16 protein-coding genes and 1 pseudogene are annotated in these 16,617 nt (G+C 69.3%); 3 read left to right on the plus strand and 14 right to left on the minus strand.

Going from position 1 to position 16,617, the window contains the following annotated elements; translation table 11 throughout:
• From ABZ656_RS11220 to ABZ656_RS11260, 9 genes and pseudogenes are all read right to left on the minus strand, one after another.
• Positions 1 to 1,521 (minus strand): Wzz/FepE/Etk N-terminal domain-containing protein, encoded by a 1,521-nt coding sequence (locus ABZ656_RS11220; RefSeq protein WP_101401202.1) that lies wholly within the window; start codon positions 1,519 to 1,521, stop codon positions 1 to 3.
• Positions 1,518 to 2,888: a Wzz/FepE/Etk N-terminal domain-containing protein gene (locus ABZ656_RS11225; RefSeq protein ID WP_360266691.1), complete on the minus strand. Its 1,371-nt coding sequence runs from the start codon at positions 2,886 to 2,888 to the stop codon at positions 1,518 to 1,520. The genes ABZ656_RS11220 and ABZ656_RS11225 overlap by 4 nt, the downstream gene beginning before the upstream one ends.
• The gene (locus ABZ656_RS11230) at positions 2,885 to 4,150 is read right to left on the minus strand and encodes a glycosyltransferase family 4 protein (RefSeq protein WP_360266694.1); all 1,266 of its coding nucleotides are present in this window, start codon (positions 4,148 to 4,150) and stop codon (positions 2,885 to 2,887) included. Before ABZ656_RS11230 ends, ABZ656_RS11225 begins: the two co-directional genes overlap by 4 nt.
• Positions 4,140 to 5,456 (minus strand): nucleotide sugar dehydrogenase, encoded by a 1,317-nt coding sequence (locus ABZ656_RS11235; RefSeq protein ID WP_360266697.1) that lies wholly within the window; start codon positions 5,454 to 5,456, stop codon positions 4,140 to 4,142. The genes ABZ656_RS11230 and ABZ656_RS11235 overlap by 11 nt, the downstream gene beginning before the upstream one ends.
• Before the next feature lie 73 nt (positions 5,457 to 5,529).
• Positions 5,530 to 7,008, minus strand: coding sequence for a sugar transferase (locus ABZ656_RS11240; RefSeq protein ID WP_101401206.1), 1,479 nt, complete (start codon positions 7,006 to 7,008; stop codon positions 5,530 to 5,532).
• Between the two features lie 1,207 nt (positions 7,009 to 8,215).
• Positions 8,216 to 8,593, minus strand: coding sequence for a Scr1 family TA system antitoxin-like transcriptional regulator (locus ABZ656_RS11245; protein WP_360266701.1), 378 nt, complete (start codon positions 8,591 to 8,593; stop codon positions 8,216 to 8,218).
• A gap of 145 nt (positions 8,594 to 8,738) precedes the next feature.
• Positions 8,739 to 8,966, minus strand: a complete 228-nt coding sequence (locus ABZ656_RS11250) for a helix-turn-helix domain-containing protein (protein WP_360266704.1) — start codon at positions 8,964 to 8,966, stop codon at positions 8,739 to 8,741.
• Positions 8,967 to 9,817: 851 nt separating this feature from the next.
• A pseudogene (locus ABZ656_RS11255) lies at positions 9,818 to 10,265 on the minus strand (nitroreductase family deazaflavin-dependent oxidoreductase).
• Between the two features lie 299 nt (positions 10,266 to 10,564).
• The gene (locus ABZ656_RS11260; RefSeq protein WP_360266707.1) at positions 10,565 to 11,755 is read right to left on the minus strand and encodes a Gfo/Idh/MocA family oxidoreductase; all 1,191 of its coding nucleotides are present in this window, start codon (positions 11,753 to 11,755) and stop codon (positions 10,565 to 10,567) included.
• Between the two features lie 153 nt (positions 11,756 to 11,908).
• Here ABZ656_RS11260 and ABZ656_RS11265 point away from each other — a divergent pair, with 153 nt between their 5' ends.
• Both ABZ656_RS11265 and ABZ656_RS11270 read left to right on the plus strand, forming a co-directional pair.
• Complete coding sequence (locus ABZ656_RS11265) at positions 11,909 to 12,064, plus strand: hypothetical protein (RefSeq protein WP_180362106.1); 156 nt, start codon at positions 11,909 to 11,911, stop codon at positions 12,062 to 12,064.
• A gap of 18 nt (positions 12,065 to 12,082) precedes the next feature.
• Positions 12,083 to 12,226: a hypothetical protein gene (locus tag ABZ656_RS11270; RefSeq protein ID WP_180362107.1), complete on the plus strand. Its 144-nt coding sequence runs from the start codon at positions 12,083 to 12,085 to the stop codon at positions 12,224 to 12,226.
• A 33-nt stretch (positions 12,227 to 12,259) separates the two neighbouring features.
• Here the strand turns inward: ABZ656_RS11270 and ABZ656_RS11275 are convergent, their stop codons facing one another.
• The 4 genes from ABZ656_RS11275 to ABZ656_RS11290 form a co-directional block, all read right to left on the minus strand.
• Positions 12,260 to 12,925 carry a dihydrofolate reductase family protein gene (locus ABZ656_RS11275; RefSeq protein ID WP_101401210.1) on the minus strand — a complete coding sequence of 222 codons (666 nt, stop codon included), beginning with the start codon at positions 12,923 to 12,925 and terminating at the stop codon, positions 12,260 to 12,262.
• Positions 12,925 to 13,500: an SRPBCC family protein gene (locus ABZ656_RS11280; protein WP_360266711.1), complete on the minus strand. Its 576-nt coding sequence runs from the start codon at positions 13,498 to 13,500 to the stop codon at positions 12,925 to 12,927. The genes ABZ656_RS11275 and ABZ656_RS11280 overlap by 1 nt, the downstream gene beginning before the upstream one ends.
• Positions 13,484 to 13,846: a metalloregulator ArsR/SmtB family transcription factor gene (locus tag ABZ656_RS11285; protein ID WP_101401211.1), complete on the minus strand. Its 363-nt coding sequence runs from the start codon at positions 13,844 to 13,846 to the stop codon at positions 13,484 to 13,486. Before ABZ656_RS11285 ends, ABZ656_RS11280 begins: the two co-directional genes overlap by 17 nt.
• 192 nt (positions 13,847 to 14,038) lie before the next feature.
• Positions 14,039 to 14,221: a hypothetical protein gene (locus ABZ656_RS11290; protein WP_360266715.1), complete on the minus strand. Its 183-nt coding sequence runs from the start codon at positions 14,219 to 14,221 to the stop codon at positions 14,039 to 14,041.
• A 264-nt stretch (positions 14,222 to 14,485) separates the two neighbouring features.
• On the opposite strand from ABZ656_RS11290, the gene ABZ656_RS11295 reads away from it, so the two are divergent.
• Positions 14,486 to 15,952 (plus strand): WGR domain-containing protein, encoded by a 1,467-nt coding sequence (locus ABZ656_RS11295; protein ID WP_360266718.1) that lies wholly within the window; start codon positions 14,486 to 14,488, stop codon positions 15,950 to 15,952.
• A gap of 10 nt (positions 15,953 to 15,962) precedes the next feature.
• On the opposite strand, the gene ABZ656_RS11300 is transcribed toward ABZ656_RS11295, so the two are convergent.
• A complete protein-coding gene (locus tag ABZ656_RS11300) occupies positions 15,963 to 16,397 on the minus strand; it encodes a hypothetical protein (RefSeq protein WP_360266721.1) in 435 nt (144 codons plus the stop codon).
• Between the last annotated feature and the right edge of the window lie 220 nt (positions 16,398 to 16,617).

A 16,617-nucleotide genomic window follows, 5' to 3' on the forward strand; every position in this document is an offset into this window, starting at 1 on the left:
CTACCTCACCTCCTGGTCGTCGTCCGGGACCCGTGCGGCCCGTATCGGCTGCCGGTCCGCGCGCCGTCGGCCCGTGCCGTTCTGCAGGACCGGCCGCTCGCTCCGGCCACGCAGCGCGGTGTGCAGTCCGTCCCACAGCGTGCCGTCGGTCCGGTCCCGCGGATCGGGGTCGATCAGCACCACACCGATCACCGGAATGCGCTGGTCCGCGAGCTGCCGCGCCACGGTGTGCAGCCAGGCGGCGCTGCCGTGCCCGGCACGCACGACGAGCACGGTCTGGGTTCCGAGGTACTGGAGGTCGGTCCACGCCGTGCCGGGCGCCACCGAGCCGACGCCGATCCGCTGGTCCTGGGGCGACACGGCCGCGGCGTGTTCACCGCCGACCACCGTGGGGTCTCCTGGCTTCGGGCGGCGGCGGGCGAGCTGCGGGCCGGGGAGACCGTCGACGACGACCACCGGCCCGTCCTCCGCCAGCGCCCGGGCGAGGCCCAGGGCGATCACGGTCGTGCTGCGCGCGCAGCCCAGTTCCAGCAGCGACAGCGGTTCCGCGGAGCCGCGCGCGGTGCGGGCCAGCGTCGTGGTGAGCCGTTCGCGTGCCACCCGGGTCCGCCGGCGCTGCCACAGCCTGCCGGAACGGCGGGGCAGCTCCGCGATGACCGAGGCGCCGAGGTTCCCTGCGATGTCCCGGCGCAGCACGGGGCGGTCCGCCACCACCACGCCGACCGCGGCCAGCGCGAGCCCGAGGAAGAGCCCGAGGACAAGTCCGATCACTCCGTTGGTGACGACAGCCTTGGGCAGGGAGTGCCGCACAGCGCGCGGAGCGTCCACGATCTGTGTGCCGGCGACGAGCTGGGGCGCGCCGACGCGCGCCTCCTCGGCGCGTTGGCCGAAGTCGGAGATCTGCGAGGTGAGTTCGGCCCGCCGCGCGAAGAGCGACTCGATGTTCGCCGCGTCCTTGGGGTCGGTGTCGGGCGACCGGCCGCCGATCTCCTTGTTCACGTCGGCGAGCTCCGCCTGCATGCGGTTACGCTGGTCGAGCAGGCCCTGGGCGTTGGCGTCGGCGATGCCCTGTATGCGCTTGGCGTGGTCCGCGACGAACGCTTCGGCCAGTGCCTTGGCCCGGGCCACCGCTTCCGCGTCGGTCTTGCCTGTCACATCGATCTGGAGGACGTTGTTGGTCAGTCCGGTGCCCCGGTAGTCCCGCATGAAGTCCTCTGGTTTTTCCGGGGACTTGAGGATCCGGAGGGCCTGGCCGGCAATCCGCGACGTCACCAGCAGCTGGGCGTCGGTGCGGATCAGCGTTCCGGTGTCGTTGGGCTGGTCCTCCTGATGCGCGACCAGCACCTTGGTCACGGCGGCCGGTGCCGGCGGCAGCAGGACCGCCACGGCCGCGCCGATCAGCAGTCCGAGCAGCGCCATGGCGCCCCACAGGCGGCGGCGTCTGCGCACCGCGACCACCAGCGCCTGCAGGTCGAGGAGCGGAGTGGCGGCCGACGACTCCGAAGTCGTGCTCGTCGTCACGCTGAGTCTCCTGTCGCGTGGCCGTGAACCGCGAGCGCCAGGGTGGCCTCGTCAGAAGGGCGGTCGGCAGTCCGCGCCGGGCGGGGGCGGACCGTGCCGGCGACGACGACGCCGACGAGCTCGTGCCCGCCGTCCGCACACGCCTCGGCGATGCCGGCGAGTTCCCTGGCGGTCCAGCTCCCCGCGCTGAGGACGGCCAGGGCACCGGACTCGGTGTCGCGGTCGGGCACGATCGGCCGGTCCACCGAGACCTCCACCACCCGCAGCAGCGGATCACTGGTGGCCTCGGCGGCGAGCTGCCCGGCGGCCAGCCGGGCGACCTCGTCGCCTTCCGGTACGACGACCAGCAGCCGCCGGGGGGCAGGCAGTTGGTCCCGGAGGCGGGCGCACACCCGCCGGTAGCGGATCCGCCTCTCGGCCTCGTCGCCGGACCGCTGCGGGGTCGGTATGTCCCATCGGGTGTCGATGCCGAGAAGCCGGCGCAGCCGGGCCCGTGAGCCACGGCCTTCGGGGCGGTGCCCGCGCCGTTCACCGGGCACGTCGACGGTGCCGAGGAACGGCGAGCCGAGCGCCGCGGCGATCTCCGGTTCGGTGCGCAGCCGGCGGCTCACGCGTGCGGCGGCGAGATGGCCGACGACCGCGAGCAGGAAGAACAGCAGCGCCCCGGCGGCGATGAGCTGTGTCCTCGTCGGGGCTGCCGCGCCGGTCGGCCGGGGCGCCGGCCCCATGACGACCATGCTGGCCTTGGTTGTCGCGGGGTTGGCCTCCTCCAGCTTCTTCATGGCGTCCTGCAGCCCGGTGCGCAGACCCTCAAGCTCGGTGCGGGCCTGCACACCCTCCACGGTCTGCCCCGGATCGGCCGCTTTGGCCAGGTCGGTGATACGGCGGTTGGTCTCCGCCACCTGCTTCCGCAGCGCCTCTGTCGCCGTATCGGCCTCGGGGTCGGTGCTGCCGCCCGCGATGCGTACGGCGAAGGTGACGAACTGCTGGGCCACCTGATCGGAGAGCCGTTGCGCGCGCTCCGGGGTGTCGGCCGTACCCGAGATCTTGATGATGTTCCCGTCGTCGGCCTTGGCGCTCACCTGATCCCGCAGGTCGGCGCCGCTGACGCCCTTCCAGCCGAGCGTGGCGGCCACGCGTTCGACCACCGTCGAACTGGTCGCGATGTCCACCTGGGTCAGCAGTTCGCGCTCTTCCCACTGACCCGGCAGCAGCACCGACGCCTCTGCCGTGTAGCGCGGCGGCAACAGCAGCACCGAGGTGCCGTAGCCGAAGAGCGCACCCACTACGGCGAGTACGGCGAGAAGCCGCCACCGCCGACGGAGAATCCGTCCGATCGTGACCAGGCGGATCGTGTCATCACTCAATGGTGCGGCCTCTTCCCCGTACGGACCGGCCCACGTGCCGACACCGGGGCATGGTCCCGGCAGGCGGCGGCATAGGCGGCGAGCAGCGACGCTTGCGAGTTCCGCCAGGAGAGCGGGCCGCTGATCCGCTCCTGGCCGATCCTGCCCATCCGGGCCCGCTTCTCCGGATCGTCGAGGAGCAGCGCGATGAGCTTGGCGAACTGGGCCTCGTCGTCGTCGGGCGCGTAGAGGGCGGCGTCACCGGCGGAGACGCGCGCCTCCCGGAGGTCGAACGAGACGATCGGCCGTCCCATCGCCATGTACTCCAGGACCTTGTTCATGGTCGACACGTCGTTGAGCGGATTGCGCGGGTCGGGGGAAAGGCACACGTCCGCGGTGCACAGGTAGCGCACCAGGTCGGCGTCCGGGATGCGCCCGGTGAACTGCACCTGCTCGGAGAGACCGAGCCGCCGGGACAGCTCCACCATCGCGTCGAAGGCATCGCCGCCGCCGACGAAGACCGCGTGCCAGTCGGTCCGCCCGAGCTCGTCGCGCAGCTTCGCGAGGGCCCGCAAGGCGTAGTCGACGCCGTCCTGAGGACCCATGACGCCGAGGTAGCACAGCAGATGAGGCTTGCCGCGCTTCAACTCCGGCTCCGGCGGCACCGGTTGGAACCGGTCGGTCGCGGGCGCGCTGCGCACCACGAAGACGTCCTCCGGCCGCCTGCCGCCACGACCCAGCGCTACGTCCCGATAGCTCTCGTTCGTGGCGAGCACGATGTCCGCGGCCCGGTAGGTCCGCCTCTCCAGCGCGCACACGGCGCGGTAGAGCAGGTCTTCGCCGCGGTCGAACCGGGAGAGGTACAGCTCGGGTACCAGGTCGTGCTGGTCGAAGACGAACCGCGCACCGCGCCGCTTCATCCACAGCGCCGGCAGGAACAACAGGTCGGGCGGGTTGCAGGCGTGGACCACGTCGACCGGGCCGACCTTGCGGGCCAGCCGGACCGTGTGCCACAACGCCGATCCGTACTCCCGCAGGTAGCCGGCCGGCCCTCCGGTGGCCGCGCGCAACGGGTAGCGGTGGATCCGCACCCCGTCGATCACGGCCTCCGGCTCCGTGTCCCGCTTCTCCCCCCGGGGACAGATGACGTGCACCTCCCAGCCCGCGTCGCGCAGCGTCGTGCACTCCTGCCACACCCGCCGGTCGAACGGCACCGACAGGTTCTCCACCAGAATCAGCGCGCGCCGGCCCTGCCCGTCGCCGCTGCTCGCGTTACCAGGCAAGGCCCATGTACCCCGGTTCGGCCCGGCGCGCCTCGGCGTCGGGAAGGTGGATGAGGTCGACGATCGCCGGTCCGCCCGCGTGGGGCAGCGCCGCCAGCACGGCCGGATCCCTGGTCCCGACCAGACACACCTCGGCGTGGTCGAGCACCTCGTCGACGGAGTCCGCGAGCAGTTGCGCGAGATGCGGCAGCCGGCTCTCGATGTACTCGCGGTTCGCGCCGAGCAGCCGGGAGAGGCTCACATTGGCGTCGTAGATCTTGAGGTCGTAGCCCTTGCCGAAGAGCCTCTCCGCCAGCTCGACGAGCGGGCTCTCCCGGAGGTCGTCGGTGCCGGGTTTGAAGGACAGCCCGAACAGGCCCACCCGGCGCTTGCCGGTGCGCTCGACCAGGTCCACCGCGCGTTGCAGATGGTCGGAGTTGGAGGCCAGCACGTGGGAGAGGATGGGCACCGAGACGTCGGCCCGCTGCGCCGCGTGGACCAGGCTGCGCAGGTCCTTGGGCAGGCAGGAGCCGCCGAAGGCGAAGCCGGGCCGCAGGTAGGCGGGGCTGATGTTCAGCTTGCGGTCGGCCAGGAACACGTCCATCACCTGGTGCGAGTCCACCCCGAGCGCCTGACACACGGCGCCCAGCTCGTTCGCGAAGCCGATCTTGAGTCCATGGAACGCGTTGTCCGCGTATTTGATCGCCTCGGCCGTCGGGACCGGCACCCGGAACACCTCGCCGGGCAAGCCGTCGTACAGCGCCATCACCGCATCGCCGCTTGCCGCATCGAGCTCGCCGATGACGGTCTTGGGCGGGTCGAAGAAGTCCCGCACGCTCGTGCCCTCGCGCAGGAACTCCGGGTTGACCGCGACCCCGATGTCCACCCCGGCCGTGCCGCCGACGTACTTCTCCAGGATCGGTACCAGCAGGTTCAGGCAGGTGCCCGGGAGCATGGTGCTGCGGAACACGACGGTGTGCCGCCCACCCCGCTCGGCCAGCGCGGCGCCGATCTGCTCGGTGACCCGCTCCAAGTACGTGGTGCACAGGCTGCCGTTGGGCTCCGACGGCGTGCCCACGCAGACCAGCGACACCTCGCTGCCCATGATCGCCTCGCGGACGTCGGCGGTAGCGCGTAGTGCTCCGGTCCGCACGACCTCGGCGATGAGCTCGCCGATACGTTCCTCGACCACCGGGGCCTTGCCGTCGTTGACCAGGTCGACCTTCACCTGGTTGACGTCCACCCCGATGACCTCGTGACCCATGCTGGCCAGGCACGCGGCCGACACGCAGCCCACGTAACCGAGCCCGAAAACGCTGATTCTCATGACCCGTTCCTCCCCCCGAGCAGGCCTTCCCGGCCTGCGGTCCGCGCGTCGGCCGGACGGCGACACCTGCGCATCAGTAGGCCCCCTGCCCATAGAGCACCGCACGCAGCGTCTTCCACAAGATCACTGTGTCCAGGGCGAGCGACCAGTCCTCCACGTACCGCAGGTCCAGCCGAACCGCCTCCTCCCACGACAGGTCGCTGCGTCCGCTGATCTGCCACAGGCCGGTGAGTCCGGGCTTGACCAGCAGACGCCGCCGGATGTCCGGGCCGTACGCAGCGGACTCCTCCGGCAACGGAGGCCGCGGACCGACGAGCGACATCGATCCGGTGAGCACGTTGAAAAGCTGCGGGAGCTCGTCGATCGAGTACCGGCGCAGCACTGCTCCCACCCGGGTCACCCGCGGATCCCGGCGGAGCTTGAACAGCAGGCCGGCGCCTTCGTTGCGGTCGGCCAGCTCGGCACGTGCCCCGTCAGCCCCGGCGACCATGGTGCGGAACTTGAGAATGGTGAACTCGCGGCCGTCCTTGCCGACCCTGCGCTGGCGGTAGAACGCCCCACCCCGACTGTCCACCAGCACGAGCAGCCCGACGAACACCATCAGCGGAGCGAACAGCATCAGCAGGATCGCTGCGCCCATCCGGTCGACGACCCCTTTGATCGCCCGGCGGCCCCCGGTGAAGGTCGGCATGCTGACCCGCAGCAGCGGGATCCCGAGCACCGCGTCGATGTGCAGCCGCGGGCCGGCCACCTCCATCAGCACGGGGGCCACGACCATCTCGGCGTCGCTGCCTTCGAGGTTCCAGGCCAGCCGCTGCAGCCGGTCCGGTGACCAGTGCGGGTCCGGTGTGATCGCGACGACACGGTAGCCGTCGCGGTGGACGTGGCCCGCGACGTCCGCCAGTCGGCCGACGACCCGCACTCCGTCCAGTTGGTCACCGTCGAACCCGAGACCGTCCGTCGTGCACACCGCATCCACCCGCCAGCCGAGGTGCGGGAACTTGCGGGTTCGGGTGATCAGGTCGCGCACGGTGGCCGGGCTCCCGGCAGCGAGCACCGGTCTCAGGCACCGTCCTTCCTTGCGCTGTTTGTGCAGCCAAAGGCGGAGCAGATACCGCGCGGTCATGGTGACGAGCGCGATCGCGGGGATCGCGACGAAGATCCAGAGCTTGATGTTGCGCGAGGTGAGGGCGATCCCGCCGAGCGCCAGTACGACGGTCGCCGTGAACAATGAGCGTCCGAGCCGACGGAATTCCTCGGCGCCCTGGCCGAGCACGGCCGGAGCCCACGACCGGCTCACCGCGAGCGTCCCCAGCACCAGCAGCTCGGTGCCGAATGCGAGAATCCCCCACTTCTCGTGCCAGTTGGCCGCGTCCCGGGCCCCGAAGAAGTTGCCGATCGCCGCCACCACGAAGGCGGTGGCCACGGTATCGCTGGTGATCACGGCACGGCGGTAGCGCTGCTCCCATTCGATCGCGGGCTGTCTGATTGCGCCGTTCGCCAGACGCTCGCGCGCCGACGGAAACGGGCCGACTAGTCCCCCTTGCGGCACAGAACCCCCCAGGTCCCCAGTGACTCGACGTGTTCGCCCAACACTGTTCCTCGCCCCGGGAGGCCCCCGCCCCCCGCGCCGCGCTGTTCCTCCCCGAGGGAGGCCCCCGCCCCCCGCATGACATCCCGGCTATTTCAGAGCTGCTTGAACAACCCACCCTGGCGGCAGCAGGCTCGTATGTCCTGCCGGACTCTCGAGGCGCACCGGACCCGTCGCAACCTCGGGCGCTCCCCGCACCCAAGGCCCCCGCTCGGGCTCCAAGAATTGATCACCCCCACGTCTGGCGCCGGGGACGCGACTGCTGGCTTTCGGTGGCGCCGGACCTATAGATCATTATTGGTCGCCTCGTGTCCGAACGGCTGAAGCATGGTCAATCTAGACCATCGGGGCCAGTATGAAGAGAGGGATGTATGTAATTTGTGCTCGAGTTGTGAGGCTGGATTCACCGATTGGTGACCGCCTACGGGTGCCTTGACGCCACCGTGCGCTCCGGCGTCTCGCCCGGCCCCCGGGCGCGGCTTCTGCGCGGTAGTGATCGGCGAGCTGCAGCGGGCCCTCCACGGCGCCCGGTTCGGCAGCAGCTTCCCGCTGTTCGTGCACCACGGCGTGCCGCTGTGGGTGCCCGAGGTGGGCGGGGCGATCGACCGGGACAACGAGGCGCACGACCGGTCAACAGACGCAGGGCCGCCCCTCCGAGCGAGTCGTCCTGATCCTCCGGCTCCGCTTCGGCGAGTGTGAAAGTACCTTCGTGCCGCAAGGACGGGACTCGATTGCGCTCATCGACGACGACCGCGCCTGTCGTCACGATGGGGCGGCGCCGGCTGCGGACGCAGGTCCCGCGCTGTGCGTGGTCGCGGGCGGCGGCGTAGATGGGTATCAGCGCCATCTGCTCGGCAGGGTGCTCGTAGATGTAGTGGGACAGCTCCCGGACCATCTGGTCCTCCCGGACACTCACGGGGCACCGGGCCCGTGGCATTGCGTGTAGATCCACAGAAGCCTTCGCGTGACGTCTGCGGCATCCCGGAGGTAGACGAAGGCGCCGAACGGCGGTGTCTCCGCGGTCGGACGGCTCTGCAAGTCGAGGAGCCGGTATCCCTTGCGGAACAGCTCCCGTACGTCCTCGTCCTCGTCCGCCCCGGATCCTCACCGAGCAGACGGTTGAGGTGCCCGACGATCTCGGGCAGGGAGGTGTCAACTTGCCCGGCATTCACCCCAGGGATTCGATGGCTGCCATGATGAGTTCGTGTGCCGCCGGGCCGTAGACGGCTAGTTCGGCCAGATCCGTGAACGTCCGTGCATACATGGCAAGTTCGTGCTTCTGCGTGACGGCGAGGTGGGCCGAGACGAGTTCGACGTGGACCGTGTGGTCGTCGTACAGGAAGAAGCCTTCGACGGGCCAGAGGCTTGAACGGTCGGCGTCCTCAGGAATGATGCCGATGCTCACCGAAGGCAGCGCCATAGCGCCGAGCGGATGGCCGAGTTGGCCGGCCATCTTGTCCGTTCCGCCTATGCGCTTTCGGAGTGCTCCTTCTTCCAGCAGGATCGCGAGCGTGTGGTTGCCATACACGATCTGCTGCTTCTCCACACGCACCTTTGACGGCCGCCGCCACGTCATCAATGAGGCCGCGACGGTCGCGAATTGAGGTGAGCAGTGCGGTGATGTATGAGGCCGTCTGCACGGGGCCGGGAGTGAGCCACGGGGAGTAAACGCGGAAGCGCTGGGTGCGTTCTCACAGGGGGCGGACGGACTCCTGAGCCTGCTTCAGGCCGGTGCGCTCCATCCGGCGCCACTCGACGTACATGCCCTCGATGCCGCGGGCTGTCGAGACGAGATCCTCGGCCGCGCTCTCGGCACCGCAAGCAACAGCCCACGCACGAAGGTCGCGCCACGAGGGCGGACGCGCGCCGCTCTCGAAGCGCGAACACTTCGACTCATGCCAGCCGAGACCGCTGGCCAACGCTCGATCCGCGTCTCTCCCGTTGTTTTCGTGTCCCACGCTCGGACGGGCAGGGAGTTCCGCAAGGAACGAAACCACGGCCGGGAGCAGAGCGCGTCCTGGCACATCCGTCCAGGTGGCCACGTGCGTCCACGGCGGTCCGGCCCCGCTCCTCGACGAAGATGTGAAGCGCCGGCGCAGTGGGCGCCGAGAACCGTAGCCGCGCCGGCTGAGCGGAATTCCGCCGTGACGTTCGATTGCCGCTCTGCTGCGGCATCAGAGTCGAAACGTGGGTCGCCGCTCGCAGAGGACCTCTCGAAACCGGCACGCTGTGCAAGTCGCTTCGGAGGTGCAGCCGCCATGGATTTGACGCCCGGTCAGACCGCGTCGGCGGTAGAACGTCGCGACTGCCCGAACTGTGACGCGCCCGCCGGCCGAGCTGGCGCACCCGGGGCGGGAAGAGGTCGCCACGAAATACCGCACCCCCTCTTCTTCCTCGTGTCCGCTCTGTGAGAGGAACTCGAAGTACCGGTGCCTGCAAGCCGAGGCCCTGGCCACGCGTGGAAGCAGGGTGGGCGTTCGCGGCCGTGTCGCGCCCCGTATGAAGCCGCAGGCGAGAATCGGGCACGCCCGTATGTCGGCCGCCCGGCAGAAGCCGGCGAGCCAGCTCGAAGCTTTCCTGCCCACGCGGTCGGTGGAGCCTCGATGGGCGGCAAGCCGTGTTGAGGGGCACTCGGTAGCCGAGGGGATGAGGGGGCTGCCAGACACCGGCGGCCCCTATTTGATCAATGCGCTGACCTGCCCTGAGCTGATGACGGCCGTCAACGTTCGTCATCGTTGAGTGTCCTCCGATGGCCCGAGACGACCCGGGATCACTGCCCGACGACAGGTTCCAGAACGAACACCGGGAACTCCCGCGAGGTCTTGTTCTGCACGTCGGCGTACCTCGGAAGGACGGCGACCGCGCGCTGCCACCACTCCGTCCTCTCCTTGCAGGTGGCCTCATGGGCCATCATGTCCTGCTTCACGGGGCCGTCCTGGAGCTCGACGTGCGGATCGGCCTTGACGTTGAAGTACCACAGCGGATGCTTGGGGGATCCGCCCAGCGAGCCGACCACCGCATAGCGCCCGTCGTACTCGACGCGCATCACCGGCGCCTTGCGGATCTTGCCGCTCTTGGCGCCCCGGGTGGTCACCACCACGGGCCGACCCTGTGTCCCACAGTGTCGTCCCCTTGGTGCCGCCGGAGCTTTCGTACATCTCCACTTGCTCGCGCACCCACTGCGTCGTGCTGGGTTCGTACTCGCCCTCGAGGGGCATGGCATCCGTCCCCTCGTCGTAGGAATGTCTCGCACCATGCTCCAGCGCCGGTGCGCGCATCGGACATTCCGGGCAGGGGTGACCTTGCAGGTGGATGCACGGACCGCGGTTGGGTCCGGCTTCTCGCCTGAGCCATCGCTCCGAGGACCCATCGGTCTCCGGGGCCGACTTCGTGGATCGCCCAGAAGCCTGTCATCACCTCGGGCAAGAACCAGGGCAATCGCCCCTCAGCTGCCACGGCCTACCACGTCCTCGCCGGGGGCGAAACGGTCGACCTCAGGACCTTTCTCGCTTCGGGCCTACGTGCCTTGGCCTGCGAGTGCGACCTTCCGTCCGGTGCGTGCCGCTTCTCTGATCCGCTCCAGCGTGCCGTGCCGCCGGACGGCGTGTCGGAAGTCGGGAACGCCGTCCTCGTCCGGTGCAAGGTTCCCGGTGATCTGGTCGCGCAGGAGCGCGTACTCGTGGGCGACGTTGCAGGCGGGCTCGGTGGTTCGCTCGGTCCATTGTGTCAGCGACCGTTGATAACGGGCGGGAATCGGAAGTTCGATCGGGGCGTCGTCGCTGCCCCTGGCGCCGTACAGCCGCAGCCCCCCGTACCACCACTGAGCCTGGTCGGCCTTGACGACGACATCTCCGTCCGTGCCGTTGATCTCCCAATGAAACGCGGTGGCGCGGGACGTCCCACCGCGGAAGTGCATCGCGGCCACGGCCCCCGACTCCAGCACACCGGTGACGGCGATCTGGTCCTCTGCGGTCTTGGCTGCGACTACCCCGCTCGTGATGTGGACGACCTCCAGGCGCAGGTTCTCGATGAGAGCCGACACCTCGCGGAACTCCCCGAGCACCATGGTCAGCGCGTCGGCCGAGTGCCCGAAGGGAATCGACGGCAGCGTGGCGCCGCTCGTGACGTCCAGCACGTACGCATAGTTGTCATCGTAAGTTGCGCCCCCGATCCAGCCCGACCCGAGCATGCTGGTCGACAGCATTCGCCCTACGTAGCCGTCGGCGACCAGGTCCCGCAGATACCGAAGCGGCGGAGCCGACCGGGCCTGCAGGCCGACTCCTGTGAGCACACCCCTGCGATGCGCGAGGTCGGCCAGCTCCTCGGCCTGCGCGAGGTCGGCACCGAGCGGCCACTCGCTGAACACCATCTTCCCCGCTTCCAGCGCGGGTCGGATGAGCTCCAGGTGGTGCGGAACCTTCACGGTCACCACCACGAGGTCGACTTCCTCACTGCGGGCCAGCTCCTCTGCGCTGTCGAAGGTCAGCGGCACCGCGTACTTCTCGCCGGCGGCACGCGCCGATTCGGCGGTGCTGGCGCTCAGCGCCCGCAACTCGTATCCGTCGAGCCCGGCCAGCGCCGGCACATGGGCGGTGGCCGCCCAACCGCCGCTTGCGCTCAGACCTACGACACCGACACGAATCAGCCCTTCGCGAGGGGAAGTGGACGTCATGTGCACCCCGGTGTTCGCGACCGCCTGCTCTCTCACCTCAGAACGGTCAATAGCCATGGAGGACACGGTCCAAGCGTCACGTTCAGCTACATGTCGATCGGTTCGGAGAACTTGTGGGTCTCAAAGGCGAAGAGGGTTGCCCGTTCCGTGGTCGTGGCCTTAGCAGCCACCGTGGCGGTCACGGTGGCCATGCCCACGGGTAACGCGTTCGCCAGGGTGGGTGAGCGGTCGGTGGAACGCCGGCGTCGGCAGTGGCGGGAGCAGGGCGAGGAAGGTGTCCGGTCGAACGAGGAGTGGCTGACCGTCTTCCGCTTTCCCGCCTACGCACCCGACCTCAACCCATAGGAAGGTATCTGGTCACTGGTGAAACGGACCATCGGCAACCTCGCCGCCACGAACCTCGACCAGCTCGCCACCGCAGTGAAACGCAGCCTCAAGAAGACCCAGCACCGTCCGCACCTCATCGACGGCTGCCTCGCGGGCACCGGCCTGGCCATGGACAGCTGACCCAACCGAGCCGACATCACGTATTCAAGTTCATTACCGTTTCACGGTGGTGTAGGTCAGGTGGGTCACCCGGGACGATGCGTCCGTGCGGGTCTGGTTCAGCGCGAGGCGGGCGGGGTCCACGCGGTCGAACAGGCGGATACCGGTGCCGAACAGCACGGGCGCGAGCGTAATCGAGAACTCGTCGATCAGGCCGCTGTCCAGGTACTCCTGGATCGTCTCGGCGCCCCCGGCGATGCGCACGTCGCGGTCGCCGGCGGCCTCGCGGGCTTGGAGCAGCGCGCTCTCGATGCCGTCGTTGACGAAGTGGAAGGTGGTGCCGCCCGGCCGCTCCCACGGGTCACGCTTGGTGTGGGTGACGACGAACACCGGGGTGTGGAAAGGCGCCTCCTCCGGCCATGCCAGCTCGCCGCCGTCGAACATGCGCTTGCCCATGACGCTCGCGCCGGTGCGCTCGTACGTCGCCCGTGCGATGTCGTTGTCGAGTCCTTCCTCGCCGCCCTCGCCGAGCTTGAGGTTCTCCCGGAACCACCGCTGCGGGAACAGCCACGCCTGCAGCTCCGACCACTTCGTCATCCAGCGCTGGACCCTCGGGTCGTTCTGGCCTTCGGGCGAGAAGACGTCCTCGACGGGCACGGCCTCCGGCGCCATGAAGCCGTCCAGTGACATCGTCACACTGAAGAACACCTTCCCGGCCATCAGCGCACCGTCCCTTCCTGCCCGGTCTCCTGCTCGGTCATGGTCTCGCCGGCGGTCGCCGGCCCGCGGCCCGTGGACCGCTCCCGGGCGACCTCCGCGACGTAGGCCGCCAGGTTGCGCAGCGTCTGCTCGCCGCCCTCGATCGCGTGGTACTTCTCCACGGCTTCGTCGCGGAGTTCCTTGGTGGGGAACACCGTGCGCATCACGATCCGGGTCTGCTCGCCGGCCGGCTCGAAGGTCAGGACCGACTCGAAGGCGTTCGGGTCGTCGCGGGACTCGCCGTGCAGCAGGGCGATCCGCTCCGGCGGGACGATCTCCCGCCAGGTGATCCACTCCTGGTAGTCGGTCCCGTCCGGCCCGTGCATCACGAAGTCCCACGCCCCGCCGACGCGGAACTCGAAGGACCGCGCCGTGGTGGTGAAGCCCTCCGGTCCCCACCACCGCGACAGGTGCCCAACCCGCGTGAACGCCTCGAACACCAGCTCCCGCGGGGCGCCGATCACCCGGGAGATCACGATCTCGCGGTCCGCGGTCGTGTGCGCAGCCTCGCCGCCGCTACTACTGGTCGTCGCCATCGTGTGGTCCCTCCTGCCTTGCCTGCTTCAACTCCTGCACGTACTCGTCCAGCCGGTCGAAGCTCTCGCTCCAGAACCGCTCGAAGCCGCCCACCCACTCGTGGACCGGCCGCAGCCCGCGGGCGTCCAGGCCGTACAGCCGCTGCCTGCCCGCCCCGCGGACTCGCACCAGCCCGACCTCCCGCAGGACCCGCAGGTGCTTGGACGCCTGCGGCTGGGTCATCCCCAGGTCCCGCGCCAGGTCGGTCACCGGCCGCTCGCCGCCCCGCAGCAGTACCAGGATCTCCCGCCGCTGCGGTTCGGCGATCGCGTTGAACGCGTCCGAGGTCGTCGCCGCTCGTGCCATGGCGCCATCGTATGCCTATATCGGAATGTGTCAACGTGTCGCCCGGCCGCATCACAGGAGGGGCTGTGTGACGAATGACGGGCTGGAACTGTCAGGCCGGCGGAAGACCTCGCAACGGCCGGGTGCCTGAAGATTCTCCCTACGCCCGTGACTCCTGCCGCCTCTCCATGCCACTGATCCGGCGCCTGCCGGTCAGGGGGCCTCTGGCGTTGGCCCCTCGAATCCACGGGTGAGAGCAGGACATCGGCCCCGGTGCCGGTCCTCGCGCTGGTCGCGCAGGGCTTCGTCGACCGCGCGGAGCCGGGCGAGGGCGGTCGGCTCGCGGTCCTCCACGTCGTAGGTCACCGGCAGGGTGACCAGGTCCCCCCGGATCATGAACAACAAGGGGGGAAGTCATGCCGGACCCGAAGGCCGGAGGCCCCATTGCGGAGCCACGAAAAAGGTAACGGGGGGGTGATGTACAGCGGATCGTCCGTCACCTTCGCCCGGCACTCGTTGTCGAAGGTCAGTTTCATGGTCTGTGCTGCCTCATGTGATCTGTACGCGGTCCCACCCCGGCGTTGTCAGTGGTGACCACTAGTTTGGAGTCACTGGAAGACGGCCGAACCGGCCGACCGGGCCTTTGGGGAGGGGTGTGCTGTGTCCGCTGCGCAGGCACGACAGTCGGGGAACACGACGTATCTGGAGCTGTCCCAGGAAAGCGGCGGTGCCCACAAGTTCTACGAGGTGACGGTCGAGGGGGCCACCGTCTCCGTGCGGTACGGACGGATCGGTGTGGACGGGCAGCGTCAGACCTCCGCGTTCCCGACCGTGGAGAAGGCGAACGCGGCGGCGGCGAAGAAGATAGCGGAGAAGGTGCGAAAGGGGTACGCACCCGCCGTTCAAGGGCAGCGCGCGGCCCGGCCCGTGACGCACCGTCAGGTGACGTCGGCCCCGTCCACGGCGCGGGCGACCGCCCCGGTGCTGTGGCGGTTCCGTACGGGCGCCTCGGCGTTCGGCATCCATGTCGACGAGGACCGCTGCTGGGTCGGCAACCAGCACGGCAGCGTCTACAACCTGAGCCACGACGGTGAGGTGTTGGCTCACTACTCCCTGCCGGACGGTGTGAAGTGCCTGGTGGCGGACGACTTCTGGATCTACGCGGGCTGTGACGACGGCCGGGTGTACGACCTCTCCTCGAAGGTGCCGTTCGCGGCCTACGAGATAGCGGCCGAAGTGGACATCTTCTGGCTGGACATCCACGCGGGCGTGCTGAACGTCTCCGACCGCAACGGCGGTCTGACGGTCATCGACCACGAGGACGAGCTCCAGTGGTCGCGCAACTCGTCCGGGGACAACGCGTGGATGGTGCGGGCCGACGACCACGCCGTGTACCACGGGCACAGCCGCGGTGTGACGGCCTACGCGGCGGACGGCACCAGCCAGCTCTGGCACACCGCGACCAACGGCAATGTGCTCTTCGGATGGCAGGAGGAGAACGCGGTCTACGCAGGGACGGGACGACGGGTCGTCCAGCGGCTCGCCAAGTCCGACGGGCGGATCGAGGCCTCCTACACGTGCGACGCCGCGGTGTACTCGTGTGCCACGTCCCCCGGCGGGCGGTACGTCTTCGCCGGCGACTCCGCCTCCTCCGTCTACTGCTTCACCGCCGACGGCACCCGGCTGTGGAAGCTCGGCACGGGCGGCGGCTCGGCGCTGTCCATGCAGTACCACGACGAAAGGCTGTACATCGTCTCCACGGACGGCTCGCTCGCCTGCATCGACGCGAGCGAGGCCGCGATCAACGCCGCCCAGTCGGGCACCGTCCCGGTCGCCGCGGACATCAAACTGGCGGCCGCCCTGCCGACGTACGCACCGCTGACCACCGCCGCGTCCGTGGCCACGGTCAGCGCCGTCCCCGCACCGGGGAGCGGGGTCGTCGTGCAGTGCACTCAGGAGGGAGGCCGAGTGCGTGTGCACGTGGTCTCCGAGGGCTACGAGCCGAGTTGGAACGTCCAGTTCCCGCGTGCGATACGCCAGCCCGGCGCCCGCTATGTGGTGGACGCGCTGCACTCCTCATCGGGTGGCTTCTACCGGGTGCGTGGAGAGATCAGGCGTCTGGTGTGAAGGGCGGGCGTCATTTCGGGAGACCGCGGCGGCGGCGGTTGTAGGTGCTCATGGCCGCCAGTACGCCGATGACCCAGGCGGCGGAGATGCCCAGGACGAACGCCCAGAAGCCGAAGCCGCCGTCCTGCTTGTCGCTCACCGACCAGAGCAGGAGGGCTGCCGGTCCGCCCGCGAGCAGTGGGCCCAGGAGCCACCAGATCAGGTAGGTGCGGGCTATCTCGCGGCCGTCGAGGGGGGTCTCCTCGTGCACGGTGTACTGGGTGACCGATCTGCTGCCGTTGCCGGTGGCCTTGAACACCGTGCTGCCGACGGTCAGGCGGTGGCGGCGCAGCGGTATGACAGGCATGTCGAACAGGACCGCCCACTGGGTGGCGTGGTGACTGCCGTCGCGGTTCCGATAGCCGTACCCGAGGTACTTGGTTCCGATTCCATTCCAGGTCGACATCTTCTACGACTGCCTCCGCCGGGCCATGGACAGCCCGTTCACGCCGACAAGGACCAGCGTTCTCCAGAGGGTCAAGCTCGTGTCCGTCTCTTGTGCCCCGCCCATGCCGTCTCCGCCCTGTCCCTGGGCAGCGTGCGCCGCCCGGTGCTCAGGTCGTGATTTTTCCGGCCACACGCTCTGAAGCCGTCCGTGGAACTACGTAGATCGCTTACTTAAACGG

The sequence above is a fragment of the Streptomyces sp. NPDC007095 genome (assembly GCF_040634475.1).
Classification (GTDB): domain Bacteria; phylum Actinomycetota; class Actinomycetes; order Streptomycetales; family Streptomycetaceae; genus Streptomyces.

What these genes read in the sequence shown, in the direction of transcription:
- ABZ656_RS11235 (WP_360266697.1), bottom strand. Translation starts at nt 5,456, where the DNA reads ATGAGAATCAGCGTTTTCGGGCTCGGTTACGTGGGCTGCGTGTCGGCC.
- ABZ656_RS11265 (WP_180362106.1), top strand. Translation starts at nt 11,909, where the DNA reads ATGCCCACGGGTAACGCGTTCGCCAGGGTGGGTGAGCGGTCGGTGGAA.
- ABZ656_RS11275 (WP_101401210.1), bottom strand. Translation starts at nt 12,925, where the DNA reads ATGGCCGGGAAGGTGTTCTTCAGTGTGACGATGTCACTGGACGGCTTC.
- ABZ656_RS11280 (WP_360266711.1), bottom strand. Translation starts at nt 13,500, where the DNA reads ATGGCGACGACCAGTAGTAGCGGCGGCGAGGCTGCGCACACGACCGCG.
- ABZ656_RS11285 (WP_101401211.1), bottom strand. Translation starts at nt 13,846, where the DNA reads ATGGCACGAGCGGCGACGACCTCGGACGCGTTCAACGCGATCGCCGAA.
- ABZ656_RS11290 (WP_360266715.1), bottom strand. Translation starts at nt 14,221, where the DNA reads ATGATCCGGGGGGACCTGGTCACCCTGCCGGTGACCTACGACGTGGAG.
- ABZ656_RS11300 (WP_360266721.1), bottom strand. Translation starts at nt 16,397, where the DNA reads ATGTCGACCTGGAATGGAATCGGAACCAAGTACCTCGGGTACGGCTAT.